The sequence below is a fragment of the Paucilactobacillus kaifaensis genome (assembly GCF_005405145.1).
In the GTDB taxonomy this organism is placed as follows: domain Bacteria; phylum Bacillota; class Bacilli; order Lactobacillales; family Lactobacillaceae; genus Paucilactobacillus; species Paucilactobacillus kaifaensis.
Genome location: NZ_BJDM01000002.1, coordinates 86,919 through 103,533, shown reverse-complemented (window position 1 = coordinate 103,533; position 16,615 = coordinate 86,919). Strand labels below are relative to the sequence as shown.

General features: G+C 38.8%; 16 protein-coding genes. 11 read left to right on the top strand and 5 right to left on the bottom strand.

The window, feature by feature from the left end; translation table 11 throughout:
* The first annotated feature begins 92 nt into the window (after positions 1-92).
* A complete protein-coding gene (locus FFM51_RS02065; RefSeq protein WP_137597009.1) occupies positions 93-599 on the top strand; it encodes a MarR family winged helix-turn-helix transcriptional regulator in 507 nt (168 codons plus the stop codon).
* 395 nt (positions 600-994) lie between these two features.
* On the top strand, positions 995-2,005 hold the full coding sequence (gene gap, locus FFM51_RS02060; RefSeq protein WP_137597008.1) for a type I glyceraldehyde-3-phosphate dehydrogenase: 1,011 nt from the start codon (positions 995-997) through the stop codon (positions 2,003-2,005).
* Positions 2,006-2,112: 107 nt separating this feature from the next.
* Here gap and FFM51_RS02055 read toward each other — a convergent pair whose 3' ends face one another.
* From FFM51_RS02055 to FFM51_RS02045, 3 genes are all read right to left on the bottom strand, one after another.
* Entirely contained in the window at positions 2,113-2,541 is a 429-nt protein-coding gene (locus FFM51_RS02055) for an Rrf2 family transcriptional regulator (protein ID WP_137597007.1), read from the bottom strand.
* Between the two features lie 10 nt (positions 2,542-2,551).
* Positions 2,552-3,412, bottom strand: a complete 861-nt coding sequence (locus FFM51_RS02050) for an NAD(P)H-binding protein (protein ID WP_137597006.1) — start codon at positions 3,410-3,412, stop codon at positions 2,552-2,554.
* Positions 3,413-3,507: 95 nt separating this feature from the next.
* Positions 3,508-4,398, bottom strand: coding sequence for a LysR family transcriptional regulator (locus FFM51_RS02045; RefSeq protein WP_137597005.1), 891 nt, complete (start codon positions 4,396-4,398; stop codon positions 3,508-3,510).
* 119 nt (positions 4,399-4,517) lie between these two features.
* On the opposite strand from FFM51_RS02045, the gene FFM51_RS02040 reads away from it, so the two are divergent.
* From FFM51_RS02040 to nudC, 5 genes are all read left to right on the top strand, one after another.
* On the top strand, positions 4,518-5,063 hold the full coding sequence (locus FFM51_RS02040; protein WP_137597004.1) for a DapH/DapD/GlmU-related protein: 546 nt from the start codon (positions 4,518-4,520) through the stop codon (positions 5,061-5,063).
* Between the two features lie 4 nt (positions 5,064-5,067).
* Positions 5,068-5,814, top strand: coding sequence for an SDR family oxidoreductase (locus FFM51_RS02035; RefSeq protein ID WP_137597003.1), 747 nt, complete (start codon positions 5,068-5,070; stop codon positions 5,812-5,814).
* A gap of 91 nt (positions 5,815-5,905) precedes the next feature.
* On the top strand, positions 5,906-6,946 hold the full coding sequence (locus tag FFM51_RS02030) for a zinc-dependent alcohol dehydrogenase family protein (protein WP_137597002.1): 1,041 nt from the start codon (positions 5,906-5,908) through the stop codon (positions 6,944-6,946).
* A gap of 147 nt (positions 6,947-7,093) precedes the next feature.
* Positions 7,094-7,867, top strand: a complete 774-nt coding sequence (locus FFM51_RS02025) for a Cof-type HAD-IIB family hydrolase (protein WP_137597001.1) — start codon at positions 7,094-7,096, stop codon at positions 7,865-7,867.
* Between the two features lie 80 nt (positions 7,868-7,947).
* The gene (nudC, locus tag FFM51_RS02020; protein WP_137597000.1) at positions 7,948-8,796 is read left to right on the top strand and encodes an NAD(+) diphosphatase; all 849 of its coding nucleotides are present in this window, start codon (positions 7,948-7,950) and stop codon (positions 8,794-8,796) included.
* A gap of 131 nt (positions 8,797-8,927) precedes the next feature.
* Here the strand turns inward: nudC and FFM51_RS02015 are convergent, their stop codons facing one another.
* Together FFM51_RS02015 and scrK are read right to left on the bottom strand one after the other, a co-directional pair.
* Positions 8,928-9,647 carry an alpha/beta fold hydrolase gene (locus tag FFM51_RS02015; RefSeq protein WP_137596999.1) on the bottom strand — a complete coding sequence of 240 codons (720 nt, stop codon included), beginning with the start codon at positions 9,645-9,647 and terminating at the stop codon, positions 8,928-8,930.
* A gap of 87 nt (positions 9,648-9,734) precedes the next feature.
* Entirely contained in the window at positions 9,735-10,610 is an 876-nt protein-coding gene (scrK, locus tag FFM51_RS02010) for a fructokinase ScrK (RefSeq protein ID WP_137596998.1), read from the bottom strand.
* Between the two features lie 182 nt (positions 10,611-10,792).
* Between scrK and FFM51_RS02005 the strand changes: the two genes are divergently transcribed.
* The 4 genes from FFM51_RS02005 to FFM51_RS01990 all read left to right on the top strand — a co-directional run bounded on the left by FFM51_RS02005 (position 10,793) and on the right by FFM51_RS01990 (position 16,589).
* Positions 10,793-13,327 carry a M1 family metallopeptidase gene (locus FFM51_RS02005; RefSeq protein WP_137596997.1) on the top strand — a complete coding sequence of 845 codons (2,535 nt, stop codon included), beginning with the start codon at positions 10,793-10,795 and terminating at the stop codon, positions 13,325-13,327.
* Between the two features lie 195 nt (positions 13,328-13,522).
* Entirely contained in the window at positions 13,523-13,861 is a 339-nt protein-coding gene (locus tag FFM51_RS02000; protein ID WP_137596996.1) for an ArsR/SmtB family transcription factor, read from the top strand.
* Entirely contained in the window at positions 13,858-14,871 is a 1,014-nt protein-coding gene (locus tag FFM51_RS01995; protein WP_137596995.1) for an NADP-dependent oxidoreductase, read from the top strand. The genes FFM51_RS02000 and FFM51_RS01995 overlap by 4 nt, the downstream gene beginning before the upstream one ends.
* A gap of 362 nt (positions 14,872-15,233) precedes the next feature.
* Positions 15,234-16,589: an amino acid permease gene (locus FFM51_RS01990; RefSeq protein ID WP_170999546.1), complete on the top strand. Its 1,356-nt coding sequence runs from the start codon at positions 15,234-15,236 to the stop codon at positions 16,587-16,589.
* Positions 16,590-16,615 lie beyond the last annotated feature (26 nt).

The following is a 16,615-nucleotide window of genomic DNA, read 5'->3' as shown; positions in this document are numbered from 1 at the left end:
GGGCACCTGATTAAATTGTCAAGCAGCTGTCGCCTGAATTTTTGGAATGTTGTATACTTAAGCAAATAACGAAATGAATGGGATGATTAGTAGTGGCAAACGAGATTAAGGCAGAATTGGCCGCAGGAAAATTAGCTGAGTATGAGCAACTCAGTAAAATTTATGATGATATCGTCAAGCAAGCACGCCCACACTTGACGGTTGAGGGACAAGGCAAAATTTTACTGGCATTAGCTGATGAAGATCATTTATCACAACGACAACTCGCGACACGACTAGGAATGTCACCTCAATCTACGAGTGAATTTGTCTATAAACTTGTTAAACGCGACCTAGTAACTTTAACCAAATCACAGAGTGATCGACGGATCAACTTAGTTAATTTAACAACTGCGGGTCGCCAAGCAATTGAATCTGCTGATCAGGAAGTGCCACCATTTGTGAAATTACTTTCGGATGACGAACTTGATCAGCTGTCATTCTTACTTAATAAAATTACGGTGGCTATGTACGCCGATATAGATGCAGCCAATCCAACCCTAGGAGTTAAGTTTCATAAACTATTCGCCAGTCGGTACTTAAAGCAGTTTAAAAAATAGCTTTAATTTACAAATGATTGTAGTAAATCTAAAAAATTTGCGTTTAGCCAGTGAAGAAGAGATTCTTCGCTTTTTTTCTTATTTTTATTACGCGCACTCAAATTCAAATTATTAATAATCATCTTATAGCAAATAAAAAACTCTTACATTTACCAATATCGATTGATTGACTTTTTCTCTCAATCAAGACTAATATCACTATTGGGATAGTTAATAAATCCTAAATGGTTTTGTTTTATCATACTTTTCAGGTGCAACATTTAAGGAGGTGCAATAGCACACGTTTTTACTCTGATTTGATGTTGGTTTGCTATTGTTTGTTTGAAACGTGCTAATTTAACCAAATGCCTAGATTTAGGTGGCTGAATTAACACTCTGCGATAGGAGGAATCAAAATGGTAAAGATTGGTATTAATGGATTTGGTCGGATTGGAAGACTTACTCTTCGTCGGATTTTGGAACTCAATGATCCCAATATTGAAGTTGTTGCAATTAATGATTTAACAACTCCGTCGATGCTTGCTTACCTGTTTAAGTACGATACTACGCATGGAACAGCGCCATATGATGTTAGTGCAACGGATGATTCACTGGTCATTGATGGAAAAGCATACCGAGTTTACGCACAACGGGATGCACGTGATATTCCATGGGCAACAAAAGATGGAGTTGAATTAGTACTTGAGTGTACTGGTTTTTACACCTCCAAAGAAAAGTCACAGGCTCATTTGGATGCAGGTGTCAAAAAAGTACTCATTTCAGCACCGGCAGGGCCAATTAAAACTATCGTTTATGGTGTTAATCAGGATAGCCTTGATGCTGGTGATCAGATTATTTCGGCCGGCTCATGTACGACTAATGCTTTGGCGCCAATGGCATATTGGCTTAATAAAGAGTTTGGTCTAGAGGTTGGTACGATGACTGTAATCCATGCCTTCACTAGTTCACAGATGATTCTTGATGGGCCAAAAGGATCTAAGCTAAGACCAAATAGAACGGCTTCAGCTAACACAATTCCACATTCCACTGGTGCTGCAAAAGCAATTGGTCTAGTTATTCCGGAATTGGATGGTCATCTTCAAGGTCACGCCCAACGAGTGGCAGTGATTGATGGTTCTGTTTGTGAGTTAGTGTCAGTTCTTGATGCCAAAGGGGTCACTGCAGACCAGATTAATAATGCCATTAAACCACATACTGATAATAATCCATCGTTTGGTTGGAATGACGATGAAATTGTATCGTCAGATATTATTGGCGATACCCACGGTGGGGTATTTGATCCAACCTTAACTGAAGTTACTACTAATGGAGATTATCAGGTTGTCAAAACTGCTACTTGGTTTGACAATGAATATGGTTTCATTTCCAACATGGTTCGAACGGCATCACATTTTGCAGAACTGTAGTGGAGACTTCAATAAGTTAAATGTTAAAACAAGGATTTAAGCAACTACTGATTTGAAATAAAATAAGGATTTGAAAAAGAAATCAATTTTCTTTTTCAAATCCCTTTTTATTTTGCACGATGTCGACTCAAAATATCGTCTGTGATATTTTGAATCGTAATTTCTTTCATCCGGTGAAATGCGGCTTGCTGGATATCGTCATAATATATGTTTAATGCATCTTGAATATTACCACCAACAATACACTGCGGATTGGTTTTAGGATCAACATGTAACAAATCATGATCCATATTAATTGCCCGAAAGACATCAAAAATTGTGATTTTGCTTGGCTCCACACTAAGTGTTGTGGTGGCACTGCCCGGTTGAGTAGTAATTAGACCAGCCTTGCGTAAGTCCGACATTAGATTACGAACAACACTAGCATTTGATTCAATGCTAGCGGCAATAGCCTTGCTGGATAGATCGGCATCCTGATAAATAACTAAATAAGCCAAAATATGAATTGCATCACTTAACTTGTGGGAGTATTTCATGGCATTACACCTATTTTCTATTAATAATTTCCTTGATTGCCACAGGCAAGCTGGTTAGATCATGCCCAAGAACATCCGGAAGATCAGTAGTATCTTCGTTCAAAGAACCGTCATTAATGGGTGCTTGGAAAGAACTGAAAAGAGCAGCTGTATCTTTATCTAATCCGGTAGATTCTAACTCTGACTGATATTCTTGTGCGGAAACTTGATGAACAGCAAAATCATTGCCAGTTGCTTGTTTGATAGCGGTACCCAGTTCTGCATAGGAACGGGCTGGACCAGCGAATTCATAAACTTCTTTTGGATTGCTTAATGTTAACACTTTAGCAGCCGCTGCGGCAAATTCTCGTTCCAACGCCCAACCGGCATTATTGCTGGCCCAATAAGAAACAGTGTGGTTAGCGACTCCATTTTGGATCAAACCCATTTCGTTTTCAATGTACCAATTGTTGCGAATAAAAGAATGGGCAACGTTGCTTTGTTTGATCGCATCTTCAGTTAATTTATGGTCACTTGCGAGTGCACTAGTTGATGCTTGAGCGTTAGGAAAGCTAGTGTAAGCGACAAAATTAACTTTGGCAGCAGTTAAGGCTTTGACAACATTTTGGTGTTGAACGACACGGGCAACCTCAGCGCCTGGTTGCGATGAAATAAATAGGAGACGATCGACTCCTTGCAACGCAGCTTCCATTGAAGCTTCATCCGCGTAATTACCTTGGCGAATTTCGATTTCATCTGGTAACAAATCTTTTGCTTTATCAGTATTGCGAACGATAGCAATAATATCATCGTCGTTATTTGTTAAGTTTAAAAGTTCCTTAACAGCAGTTTGACCGAAGTTACCAGTTGCAGCGGTAATAGCATATTTCATAAATAAAAGACATCCTTTCAAATTGACCTGTTGTTTTATTAATAACAACTATATGTTAACACGTGTTGTTTTAAAGTCAATAGGTAATTTATTTTTTATTTATGCGATATTTGATTAATGTTTTTTTGCAGAGTATCGATAAAGAGTTGGCTCACGTTTGGTAAACGGCGGTTTTTACTCCAGATCAGTGTATTAGTATCGCTTAGTTGCGGGGCTAGCGGCCGAAATGTTAGTTCACTATTTTCAGTTGTTTCAATCAGATTCTCGTAGGTTAACGCCATGCAAGCACCCGTTTTAATTAATAGGCTCGCATTGAAAATAAGATTATAGGTGCCGATGAAGTTGAATTGTTCAAAAAGATCGTTACTCCATTCCTTAAACAAGCCACGTTGGTTTGCTTGGGCGGAGACAAGTAAAGGCCGCCCGATCAGATCTCGGGGATGTATTGAATCATTTTGGGCGAGTTGCTCGTCAGCTCGCATTAAAACCCCCCAATGATTTTCTTCTGGTAAGGTGAGTGAGTTGTAATTATTCAACTGGCGCTGCCCCATGATGATGCCAAATTCTAAGACACCATTATCTAACTGGGATTGAATCAAGCCTGCGTCACCACTCCGTAAATTTACGTGAACCTCTGGATATTGATGAACGATTTGTTGAATTGTTTGCATGACGTATTTCATAGCGACACTTTCACCGCCACCAATGTCGAGTGTTCCACTAATTACATCCTGTTTTTGCAAGTTATAGGTTGTCTTATCGACCATTCCAATAATTTCGCGAGCACGGTCTAGTAAATAATAACCTTCTTGTGTCAATTTAAGTTGTCGGTGACCACGATCAAATAATTTAATATTCAGTTCGGTTTCGAGATCAGCAATTTGGCGTGATAACGCAGGCTGTGATACATGTAATACCTGTGCGGCATGAGAAATGTTTTGTTCTTGCGCAATAGCAACAAAGTAACGTAGTACACGAATGTCCATTAAATTGATCCTTTCTATCATAACTATTTATTATAGCTAGTGATACTGTATAAGTATTTAACATCATAATAGTTACCATTTATACTATAGTCAATCAAAAAAAGAAATGGAGTGATTCAGTGGGAACAAAGATGGATTTAGGAACTGCCACTTATGATCAAGTTGAAGAAATTAACTCAATTAACCAACCATTGATTCAACGATTAAACTCAGGTGTTTACAACCAAGAGGAAATTAGAGAAATTATTAGTCAAGTTACTAATGAGCGGATAGATCCGACAACTGAAATTCGATTACCATTTTACTCGGATTTTGGCCGTAACTTACACATTGGTAAAAAAGTCTTCATCAACAGCGGGACGATGTTCACCGATTTAGGTGGGATTTACATTGGTGACCAAGTTTTGATTGGCCCTAATGTAACTATTGCGTCAGTTAACCATCGAGTTGAACCAGGGAAACGGCGTAATTTAGAGTTACAACCTGTGTACATTCACGACAATGCTTGGTTGGGAGCAAATGTTACGGTAACACCTGGTGTAACAATTGGTGCAAATGCAATTGTTGCTGCTGGTGCTGTGGTTACACGTAATGTGTCACCCAATACAATTGTAGGTGGGGTCCCAGCTCGACTTATTAAAGTTATTAAATCTAAAGGAGAATAAAATAATGAGTATTCAAAATAAAGTTGTTTTAATCACTGGAGCATCAAGCGGTATTGGTGCAGCAACGGCAAAGTTATTGGCAAAAAAAGGAGCACAGTTAGTTTTAGGTGCACGTAGGGAAGATAAATTGCAGGCATTAACTGATGAAATCAAGAATGCCGGTGGAAAAGCTGTCTATCAGGTTACAGATGTTACAAAGTCTGAGGATAATGAACAACTAGTTCAGTTAGCTAAGGACTCTTTTGGACGCGTTGATGTTATCTTCTTAAATGCCGGATTGATGCCAAATTCACCTCTTTCTGATTTAAAAACAAACGAATGGAACCAGATGGTCGACGTTAATATTAAGGGTGTTTTGAATGGAATTGCTGCGGTGCTCCCAACGTTCGAAGGACAAAAGTCTGGTCATATTATTGCGACTTCATCTGTGGCGGGGTTAAAGGCATATCCCGGTGGTGCCGTTTATGGTGCAACCAAATGGGCTGTCCGTGATTTGATGGAAGTATTGCGAATGGAGTCAGCACAAGAAGGTTCACATATTCGTACGGCGACCATTTACCCGGCAGCAATCAAAACAGAACTACTCAATACGATTACTGATCAGGAATCTAAAGAGGGCATGGCACAACTTTACGATACTTACCAAATTGGACCGGAAAGTATTGCAAATATTGTCGCTTTTGCAATTGATCAACCTGACAATATGAATGTTAGCGAGTTTACGGTTGGACCAACCGATCAACCTTGGTAATAATTAACAAATAGATTTGCCCTGGAATGTACTTTAAGGTGTATGATAATCATGTGTACAAATTAACAAATAGAATTTGGAGATGTGATAAATGAAAGCAACAGCCTTTATTGAACCAGGAAAAGTTGAGATTCATGATGTTGATAAGCCAACTATTAAACAACCAACAGATGCTGTAATTCGAATTGTTCGAGCATGTGTTTGTGGTTCAGACTTGTGGTTCTTCCGTGGCATTCAAAAGATGCCTAAAGATTCACTGGTGGGTCACGAAGCAATTGGAATTGTTGAAGAAGTTGGCAGTGAGGTAACGAATGTTAAAGCAGGCGACTTTGTGATTGCTCCATTTACACATGGATGTGGCCACTGTGCAGCGTGTCTAGCAGGTTTTGATGGTGACTGCATGAACGTCGGTGAAAATGTTAATAATGGTTACCAAGCTGAGTATTTACGTTATATCAATGCGGACTGGGCGCTCGTTAAGATCCCTGGTGACCCTAAGTCTTACTCAGAGGAACAACTAAATTCGTTATTAACTCTGTCTGATGTAATGGCCACTGGCTACCACGCTGCTGCCACTGCTGAAGTTAAGGAGGGCGATACAGTTGTCGTCATGGGAGATGGCGCGGTTGGTTTATGTGGTGTCATTGCTGCTAAACTTCGTGGCGCTAAGCGAATTATTGCTATGAGTCGTCACGAGGATCGACAAAAACTAGCTCGTGAGTTTGGTGCAACTGATATTGTTGCTGAACGAGGGGATGATGCGGTTAAGCGTGTCATGGAATTAACTGATGGTGGTGCTGATGCTGTTCTTGAATGTGTTGGTAACGAGCAGTCAGTTGATACTGCTGTTAAAGTTGGTCGCCCTGGTGCCGTGATCGGCCGAGTTGGGATTCCACAAGATCCCGAAATGAATACAAACAATTTATTCTGGCGTAATACCGGTTTACGTGGTGGAATTGCAGCCGTTACAACTCATGACCGTGCAATTTTATTAGATGCCGTCTTAAGTGGAAAAATCAACCCCGGCAAGGTATTTACAAAGAGCTTTGATCTTGATCATATCCAAGATGCCTATGAGGCTATGGATCAACGGACAGCAATTAAGTCATTGTTGAAGGTTAGTGAAATTTAAAAGTATAAATAGAATGAATCACAACATTGATTGATAAATTCAATGTTGTGATTCATTTTTTTTGGTACTATATTGATAATTAGGTAAGTAATTATCACAATTTCTAATTGCTTTAATTGTGGTTGCAACAAGATGGGGAGAAAATAAATGAAATACAAAGCGGCAGTATTTTTTGACTTGGATCATACGTTGCTAAATGATGAAACTAAAGTAGATGACGAAGTGGTGGCGGCAATTGAAAAGTTGAGACAAAACGACGTGTTGCCAGTGATTGCAACCGGGCGGAGTTTGTATGAAATTCCAGAGGTGCTGAATAAAACTAAAATTAACACAATTGTTTCAGCGAATGGCTCATATGTTGTTTTAGATGGTTCACCAATATATGTTCATAATTTGGAACGAACTTTGTGTACACAACTAGTTGAAACTGCTGAAGAAGTTGGGGATGCCGTGGCGGTATTAAATTATCAAGATTATAGAATTAATCGTGTAACCGATCTAGCTGTTAAAAATTATAAATATATTAATGAAGCATTACCCAAAGTAGGAGTCAGAGAGTTTATCGAAAATCGAGATGTTCAAATGATGATCGTATATAATACATCAGCAGACGCTCGTTATGGTAAATTTTCTGAGACACTTTCGTTTTATCACAACACACCGTATAGTTTTGATGTAATCGGTAGGGAGAATTCAAAGCGTGACGGAATAGCTAAAATATTGCATCAAGCTCAGCTAACTAAGTTGCCAACATATGCATTTGGTGATGGACCTAATGATATTTCAATGTTGAAATATGTTGATCATCCTGTGGTAATGGAAAATGGATCAGATGAGGTTAAACAGTATGCAGAATATATTACTTCTCGTAACATTGACCATGGCATTATTCGAGGATTACAATATTACAATTTAATTTAACATGATTGAGGATTTTTTTGAATAAATTGTCTTAAGTACGAATTGTGCGGTATCTTATTAAGTGAAAAGAGGTCGAGGCAATGTTTCAAGATATTTCACCACATGTATTAAATATTCAGTACAGCGTTAAAGCGGTCCAAGGTTCAGACTTTGCCGTAATTATTAAAAATGGGCAAATTTTGATGCTGCATGATAAAAATGAAGTCAAAGTTCCTACAATCACAGTAATGCGTCAACATTATGACATTGCTATTGATCAAGCAAATTACTTATTATCAATCGAAAATAATAACTTTTTTGCCTTTGATGTTGAATTGGTCGAAAAGGATCAGTTTACGTTTGAGGATTTAAATGTTTTGCGAACACTCGAACCAAAATGGATTGCGTTTGCGATGGCAACTGCCACCCATTTGGCCAACTGGTATTTACAAAATCGTTTCTGTGGTCACTGTGCACATCAGTTGGTAAAGGCAACGGATGAACGCAAACTAGTGTGTCCGAATTGTGGGATGGAAGTTTTTCCCAAAATTTCACCAGTCATTATTGTTGGGGTGAGAAACGATGATCGGCTCTTACTGACAAAGTACGCACAAGGATATGATCGATTTGCCTTAATTGCAGGATTTGTTGAGATTGGTGAAACACTCGAAGATGCAGTCAGAAGAGAAGTCTATGAAGAGACGGGGCTAGAAGTTAAAAATATTCGGTATTATAAGAGCCAGCCGTGGGCATTCTCCCAATCTGTTTTGATGGGCTTTTTTGCTGATGTGACGGGTGAAAATACTTATACAACTGAAGAATATCATTCTGATGAGGCAGAGCTTGCGTTAGCAAAGTGGTTTGACCGCCAAGAAATTCCAGCCGACGATACCACGCTGAGCTTAACTTGGAGCATGATTGCAGCATTTAGAAACGGCGAAGTTAAATAATTTGTTGCAAGTAATATAAAAAGCATGATTACAATTATTATGGTTAATAGTTGTAGTCATGCTTTTATTGTTGTCTAACAATTAATCCTACTGTTTATCTGTATTAGCAGAAGCGGTAAATACTAAGCATACTAATTTAGTTTATTTAACCAGCTAATTAACTGCTTAGCTACTTCATTTTGTTGTTTTTGGTTACTGATGGTAGCGCTGCGGTCTCCTTTTTGGGTACCATAACTTCCAAAGCCAGCATGGTTGCCACCAGCAATTTGCGCATATTTAGTTGTTCGTGGTAACAGGTTCTTTGCTTTTTGATAAGCGGATTGATTCAAAACACCATCGCGACTAGCAGTAATGGATAAAGCTGGCATAGATATTGACTTCAAACTACCTTTCTTATCCGGATAGCTAGCTAAAAAGAAGATTCCTGTAATTTTTTGGGGATGCTGCTTAGCATAGCGGCTTGCCATCACACCGCCAAGTGAATGACCACCAATAATATATTTACGATTTGATTTATTTACAATTTGATTAGCTTTGTTTGGTGATAAGACAGCTAAATCCATGGGAAACTTGATAATGTAAACGGGATAGCCGGCATTGGCTAATTTTTTTGCCCAAATACTATAGCTAGCAGGTTCAACTAATGCCCCCGGATAAAAGATGATGGTTGATTTTTTTGCCGAATCACTCTTGAAATACAAACCAGTGCGTGTGTCTTTTGCTTGTTTGGCAATCTTTTCTGCCTCCTGCGATGGCTGGTAGATTTGGGTACGCAAATATATCCAGCCAACAAATAAGACTGCGAGCAATGTTGCAAATGTCGTCAGTAATATTTTAGTACGTTTTTTCATGTGATGCTCCTATTAAAAGAACTTGAACTTAAATTATATCTATATGTTTTTTGTTAATCACTAACCCTGCATAAAAGTTAGCGCAAATTATTTATTTAATTCACGTAGTGCCAAAGCAAAATTACCTACTGTCGCAGAACCATTTTCTTTAACACTGGGCATTGTGATGTAGTCATTTAAATTACCAACGTCGATGTAACCGTTCATTAATTTGTCAAATTGTGATCTAACTTTATCTAAAAACGCTTCAGATACAACCCCACCACCGAATATAATTTTAGCTGGACGAATTCCTAATGTCGTTTGCAATGCTGCTTGTGCAACGTAATAGGCCATAATATCCCAAGTGTGATTTTGTAGTGGAACGTCTTGTCCTTTGTGCCCAGTGCGGGCTTCAAAAGTTGGTCCACAAACGAGTCCTTCAAGACAATCGCCGTGATAAGGACAAATTCCTGGAAAGTCGAGGTCGTCCGGATGGCGTTTTAAACGAATGTGACCAACTTCGGGATGACCGGTATCACCTAAAAATTGACCATTAATAACTGTACCTGCTCCTACACCGGTTCCAATTGTGTAATAGGTGAGAGAATTGATTTGTTTATTGAACAAGACTGCCATTGTGTACTCACCATAGGCTGAACCGTTAACATCTGTTGTCCAATAAATGGGTAAATTAAAATTTTGTTTTAAGGTGCCTAAAAAATCAATGTTTTGCCACTTTTTCTTAGGTGTATCTGTAATGTAGCCATATTTTGGGGCATGCTTTCTGATTTCAATTGGTCCAAATGAAGCAATTGAAATTGCCTTTAAATCAGCAAATTTTTTGAAATAGTCAACTGCCTTTTGTAATGTTTCTGTTGGAGTCGTTGTTTTGAATTGAATTTTATCAATTATTTGATAACTATCATTACCAACGGCACAAACGAACTTTGTTCCGCCAGCTTCAATACTACCTAGTAACATTAGAATCATCGCCTTAATGTTGTTATGAAAAGCTTACATAGAATATGATAGCATATAAAAATTCAGTTTTGGGTTGATCCCTGCTAAAATAAAAGCGAGCAGATTGTATGGTTGTTAATAAGCTGCTTTTTTGATACAAAGTCGTATAATGTATTTATGTTAGAAAACGAAAGGGGCAGCTCATGACTGAATCAACGCATTTTTATGATACTTTCCAACCAAATCACTATGATATTTTCTTAGATATTAACCGCGCAACTAAGCAAATTAGTGGTACCACAACTATTACTGGTCAGGCTAAGACTAATCAGATTTTGATCCATCAAAAAGATTTAAACATCAAATCCGTTCAAACAGATGGTGCTGATGTTCCCTTTACAACTGATTCTGCTACTGAGGCAATTCGAATTGAGCTTGATAAAGCTGAAGATATAAACGTTACTATTAAATATACCGCCCCATTAACCGATACGATGATGGGAATCTATCCGTCATATTATGAAGAAAATGGCGTTAAAAAGCAGATTATCGGGACGCAGTTTGAAACGACTGCAGCACGCCAGGCATTTCCATCTGTGGATGAACCAGAGGCCAAGGCTACATTTGATTTGGCAATTAAGTTTGATGAGCAGCCAGGTGAGACGATTATCAGCAATATGCCTGAAGTTCGGACCGAAGACGGTGTGCACTATTTTGATACAACTGTTCGGATGTCAACATACTTAATTGCCTTTGCTTTTGGCGATTTGCAAAGTAAGCAGACCACGACTAAAAGTGGTGTTAAAGTTGGTGTCTTCGGTACTAAAGCACATAAAGCAAATGAGCTTGATTTTGCATTGGATATTGCTAAGCGTTCGATTGAGTTTTACGAGGATTTCTACCAAACACCATACCCATTACCACACTCTTGGCAATTGGCATTGCCTGACTTTTCAGCCGGCGCAATGGAAAACTGGGGTTTAGTAACTTATCGTGAAGCATACTTGTTATTGGATCCTGATAATACAGCACTTGAAACGAAACAGTTAGTTGCCACTGTGATTGCCCACGAATTAGCGCACCAATGGTTTGGCGATCTAGTTACAATGAAGTGGTGGGATGACTTATGGTTGAATGAAAGTTTTGCTAATATGATGGAATACGTGGCCATTGACGCCATTGAACCTGATTGGCATATCTGGGAAATGTTCCAGACGTCTGAAGCCTCGATGGCATTGCAACGCGATGCAACTGATGGAGTTCAGTCAGTTCATGTTCAGGTGGAAAATCCAGCAGAAATCGATGCACTGTTTGACGGTGCAATTGTGTATGCTAAGGGTGCTCGAATGCTAGTAATGGTGCGAGCCTTAATCGGGGATGATGCTTTACGGACCGGACTGAAGAATTACTTTTCCATTCATCAATATGGTAATGCTACTGGGACTGATTTATGGGCGGCTTTAGGGGCTGCATCTAATCTTGATGTAGGTGCTATTATGAATTCATGGCTCGAACAACCTGGGTATCCAGTAGTGACTGCATCAGTTATTGATGGCCAATTAACATTGTCGCAACAACAGTTCTTTATTGGTGCAGGAAAGGAAGTTGGGCGGCAGTGGCAGATTCCGCTGAATAGTAATTATGAACAGGCACCAGCAATCTTTAGTGACCAAAATGTAACCTTAGGTAACTATGAATGGTTGCGAAAAGATGCTGACAAACCATTTCGGCTAAATGTAGGTAATGATTCCCACTTTATCGTCAAATACGATCAAACATTACTTGATGATATTTTAGCTAATATTGATTCGTTAGATGCAATTGCGCAGTTACAAATGCTACAAGATTTGCGATTATTAGCTGAGGGACGGCAAATATCGTATGCAGCAGTTGTTCCATTATTACCACGTTTCGCTAATAGTCACTCAAATATTGTTAATGCGGCGTTATATCAGGTTGCATTAAATTTGAGAAAGTTTGTCGAACCGAATTCTGTTGAAGAAAAACAATTGCGAGCATTCTTTGACCAATTAAGTGCTCCGCAAGTTGAACGGTTAGGCTGGATGCCACGAAATGGTGAATCAAATGATGATCAATTGACGCGTCCATATGTTTTAAATGCTGCTCTGTATGCTAAAAATGCTAAAGCGATTAAAGCCGCCCATGATTTATTTACCACTAACAGTGATCATCTAGCTGCTTTACCTGCCGATATTCGGGTCTTTATTTTGACTAATGAAGTTAAAAATTTTGGTAGTGCTGAATTATTTGATCAATTGTTGACGGCACACCGCCAATCATCGGATGCCAGTTTTAAAGCTGACATTGCCACTGCATTAACTAGTACCAGCGATCATGCGTTGATTGTACAATTAATTGAAAAGTTTGAAGACGCGGATACTATTAAGCCACAAGATTTGCGAGCTTGGTTCCGTGGGGTCTTGGCTAACAATGATGGTCAACAGGCCGCCTGGGATTGGATCCGTAATGATTGGCAATGGCTCGAAAATACTGTCGGTGGTGACATGGAATTTACCACTTATATTACAGTAATTGCGGGTATTTTCCGCACACCAACACGTTTAGCAGAGTTTAAAGCTTTCTTTGAGCCTAAGGTAAATACGCCGGGATTAACTCGCGAAATTACAATGGACATTAAAGTAATTGAGAGTCGAGTTGATCTGATTGAAAGTGAAAAACAAGCTGTCAATGATGCAATTACAGCCGTTGTTGAATAGTCTTTGGCGTTAAATAGTAAACTCAAAACAATAAAAAATGTACTGGCAAATTTTAGCTAGTACATTTTTTTACTATAAAGGTTTAATTATCAAAAAAATTACTCTGTCTCGATTTGCTTATCAATGTAGCTATTTTGAAAGTAACACGGTAAAATGATCGAAAAGGTTTAAATGTTTCAACGGAGGAACGTTAAGATGACGAAAATGGAAGACTTTCAAATGATTGAACGCGGGTTTGTACAAACCCAAGCGATTTTGGTTGCATTAGGGGACGAAAATCGGCAGTCAATTATCGTTTCGCTATTGAAGGCTGGTTGTGATGGTTTACGAGTTGGCCAACTGACTGAGCAAACACACTTATCACGACCGGCAGTGTCACATCATTTAAAAATTTTAAAAGAGGCACAGCTAGTTTCGATTCGAAAGGATGGAACTAAACATTACTATGCAGTTCGGCCAAGTAAAAATTTTGCGATTATGCAACAAACTGCAGCAATTATTGAACGACTAGCGGAGGAGAATGAGAGTAAATGAATACAACAATGAGAGCAATGCAAATTGAAAAATATGGTCACACTAAACTTGTTTTAAAACAAGTACCAATGCCAGAAATTGGTGCCAATGATGTACTTGTAGCAATCAAAACTGCAAGTGTGAATCCAATTGATTCTAAGACTCGCGACGGAGAAGTTAAGTTACTGGTGAAGCACACCATGCCACTTACTTTAGGTCAGGATTTTGCTGGTGTAATTGTAAAAGTTGGTGCACAGGTAGCAAAATTTAAAGTGGGCGATGAAGTCTATGGTCGGCCCCGCGATGCAAGAATTGGCACTTTTGCAGATTATTTGGCGGTTGATGAAGCTGATATTGCACTTAAACCGGTCAATTTATCATTTGAGCAAGCAACTGCGATTCCTTTAGTTGGGTTGACCGGTTATCAAGCCTTAGTTGATATCGCAAATGTGAAACCCGGTCAAAAAGTCTTTATTCAAGCGGGCGCTGGTGGCGTAGGTTCAATTGCAATTCAACTAGCAAAGAACTTAGGAGCATATGTAGCAACTACTGCAAGTGCTAAAAATGAACAACAAGTTAGAGATTTGGGTGCAGATCAAGTAATTGATTATCACACTGCGCAGTTTGAAGATGTTTTGCATGACTATGATATGGTCTTTGATACATTGGGCGGCAGTCAACTCGATAAATCATTTAAGATCTTAAAACCGGGTGGCAAGATTGTCTCAGTATCTGGCTTACCTGATGCTAAATTTGGGCGTGCACGAAAATTAGGGTGGCTAAAGACATGGTTATTTGGCCTAGCAACGCTTAAACTATCACGGTTAGAGCGCAAGTATGATGTTTCGTATCATTTTTTGTTCATGCAACCTAATGGAAAAGAACTTGAGCAATTGACCAAATTGATTGAACAGGAAAAATTAATACCGATCATTGATCGAACATTTTCACTTACAGACGCACAGGCAGCATTAGAATATTCCGAAACAGGGCACGCCCATGGGAAAATAATTATTGCAGTTGATGAATAACGATAAAGGTAATAAATAAGCAACTTTTTTGTTAAAGTCATTGTAAGCCTGAGCGAAACTTTTACAGATTTTTATTTGCGTTGAAATTATACAAAAGTTTAGTGTATTTAGTACTATGTTATTTCGCTAATCAGTAGTTGAACTTTTCAGTACGGTTTCTTATAATTAGTAAAAGATTTAGTATAAAGTATTTTGATATAATAACTTTTGTAGTTATTTTACGGAGTTTTTCCTTACTAAAGTGAAAGATTATATGAAAATAGCAGTAGTTGGCAAGTTAATGATAAAATAACTTGCCAATTTTTTTGGAGGAAAAATAAGTGAAACGAAAATTGAACGTAGCGCCTGAATTACGACGCTCAATGACAGCTGGACAAATGGAAATGATTTCTTTAGGTGGCGCAATTGGAGTCGGTTTGTTTATGGGATCGTCATCGACAATTAAGTGGACAGGACCATCTGTGCTCTTGGCCTACATGTTTGTGGGCCTAATCTTGTATGTTGTTATGCGCGCACTTGGTGAGATGATCTATGTTAATCCTGGTACCGGATCATTTGCAGATTACGCCACTCAATATGTACATCCATTGGCTGGATATTTGGCAAAATGGGCTAATGTTTTTGAGTACATCGTCGTTGGTATGTCAGAAGTAGTGGCAGCAACAGAGTATCTTAAATATTGGTGGGGTGATGTTAGCCCCTTTATAGCTGGAATTGTCATTATTTTATTTTTAGTACTTGCCAATTTAGCGAGTGCCAAGGCTTATGGCTCGCTGGAATTTTGGTTTGCAATGATCAAAGTGATTACAATTATTATGATGATTATTCTAGGATTTATGGTGATCCTCTTTGGCTTTGGTAATGGGGGACACCCACTTGGTTTTAGCAATCTTTGGAGTCACGGTGGCTTTTTCACTGGTGGATTTAAGGGATTCTTTTTCTCCATGTCAATCATTGTTGGTTCCTATCAAGGAATTGAATTGTTGGGTATTTCAGCAGGAGAAGTTGCTAATCCCCAACAAGCAATTGTTAAATCGGTCAAATCAGTTCTATTTCGGATTTTGATTTTTTATGTAGGCGCGATTTTTGTAATTGTAACTATTTATCCGTGGAATCAGTTGAGTTCAATTGGTTCACCATTTGTATCAACCTTTGCTAAAGTTGGAATTACGGCCGCGGCTTCGGTGATTAACTTTGTTGTTTTGACGGCTGCATTGTCTGGTGCTAATTCAGGGATTTACTCATCTAGTCGAATGCTCTTTAAGTTAGCACATGAAGGGGACGCCCCTAAGTTATTCGGGCGGCTATCCAAACGAGTGGTGCCAGATGCCGCGATTATGGGAATTTCTGGAGGAATTTTAATCGGGTTTATTATTGATATTTTGGCTACCATCTATAGTAAGTCAACAACAAATATGTTTGTTGTTGTGTTTAGTTCTTCGGTGTTACCGGGTATGATTCCGTGGTTTGTCATTTTGTTAGCTGAGTTTCGGTTCCGCCAAAATAATTCTGACCTGATGGTTTCTCATCCATTCAAACTGCCACTTTATCCTTATTCGAATTACTTTGCTTTTATCATGTTAATTGTCATTGTAGTTTTTATGTTTATCAATCCAGACACGCGGATTTCTGTCATTGTGGGAGCGGCAGTACTAGTCGTTGCAACATTAGTTTACTTACTGCGGCATTGGGGCGACAGGGTTAATAAGGCTAATTAAGGTTTGATTTATTTGGGCTAATTTAA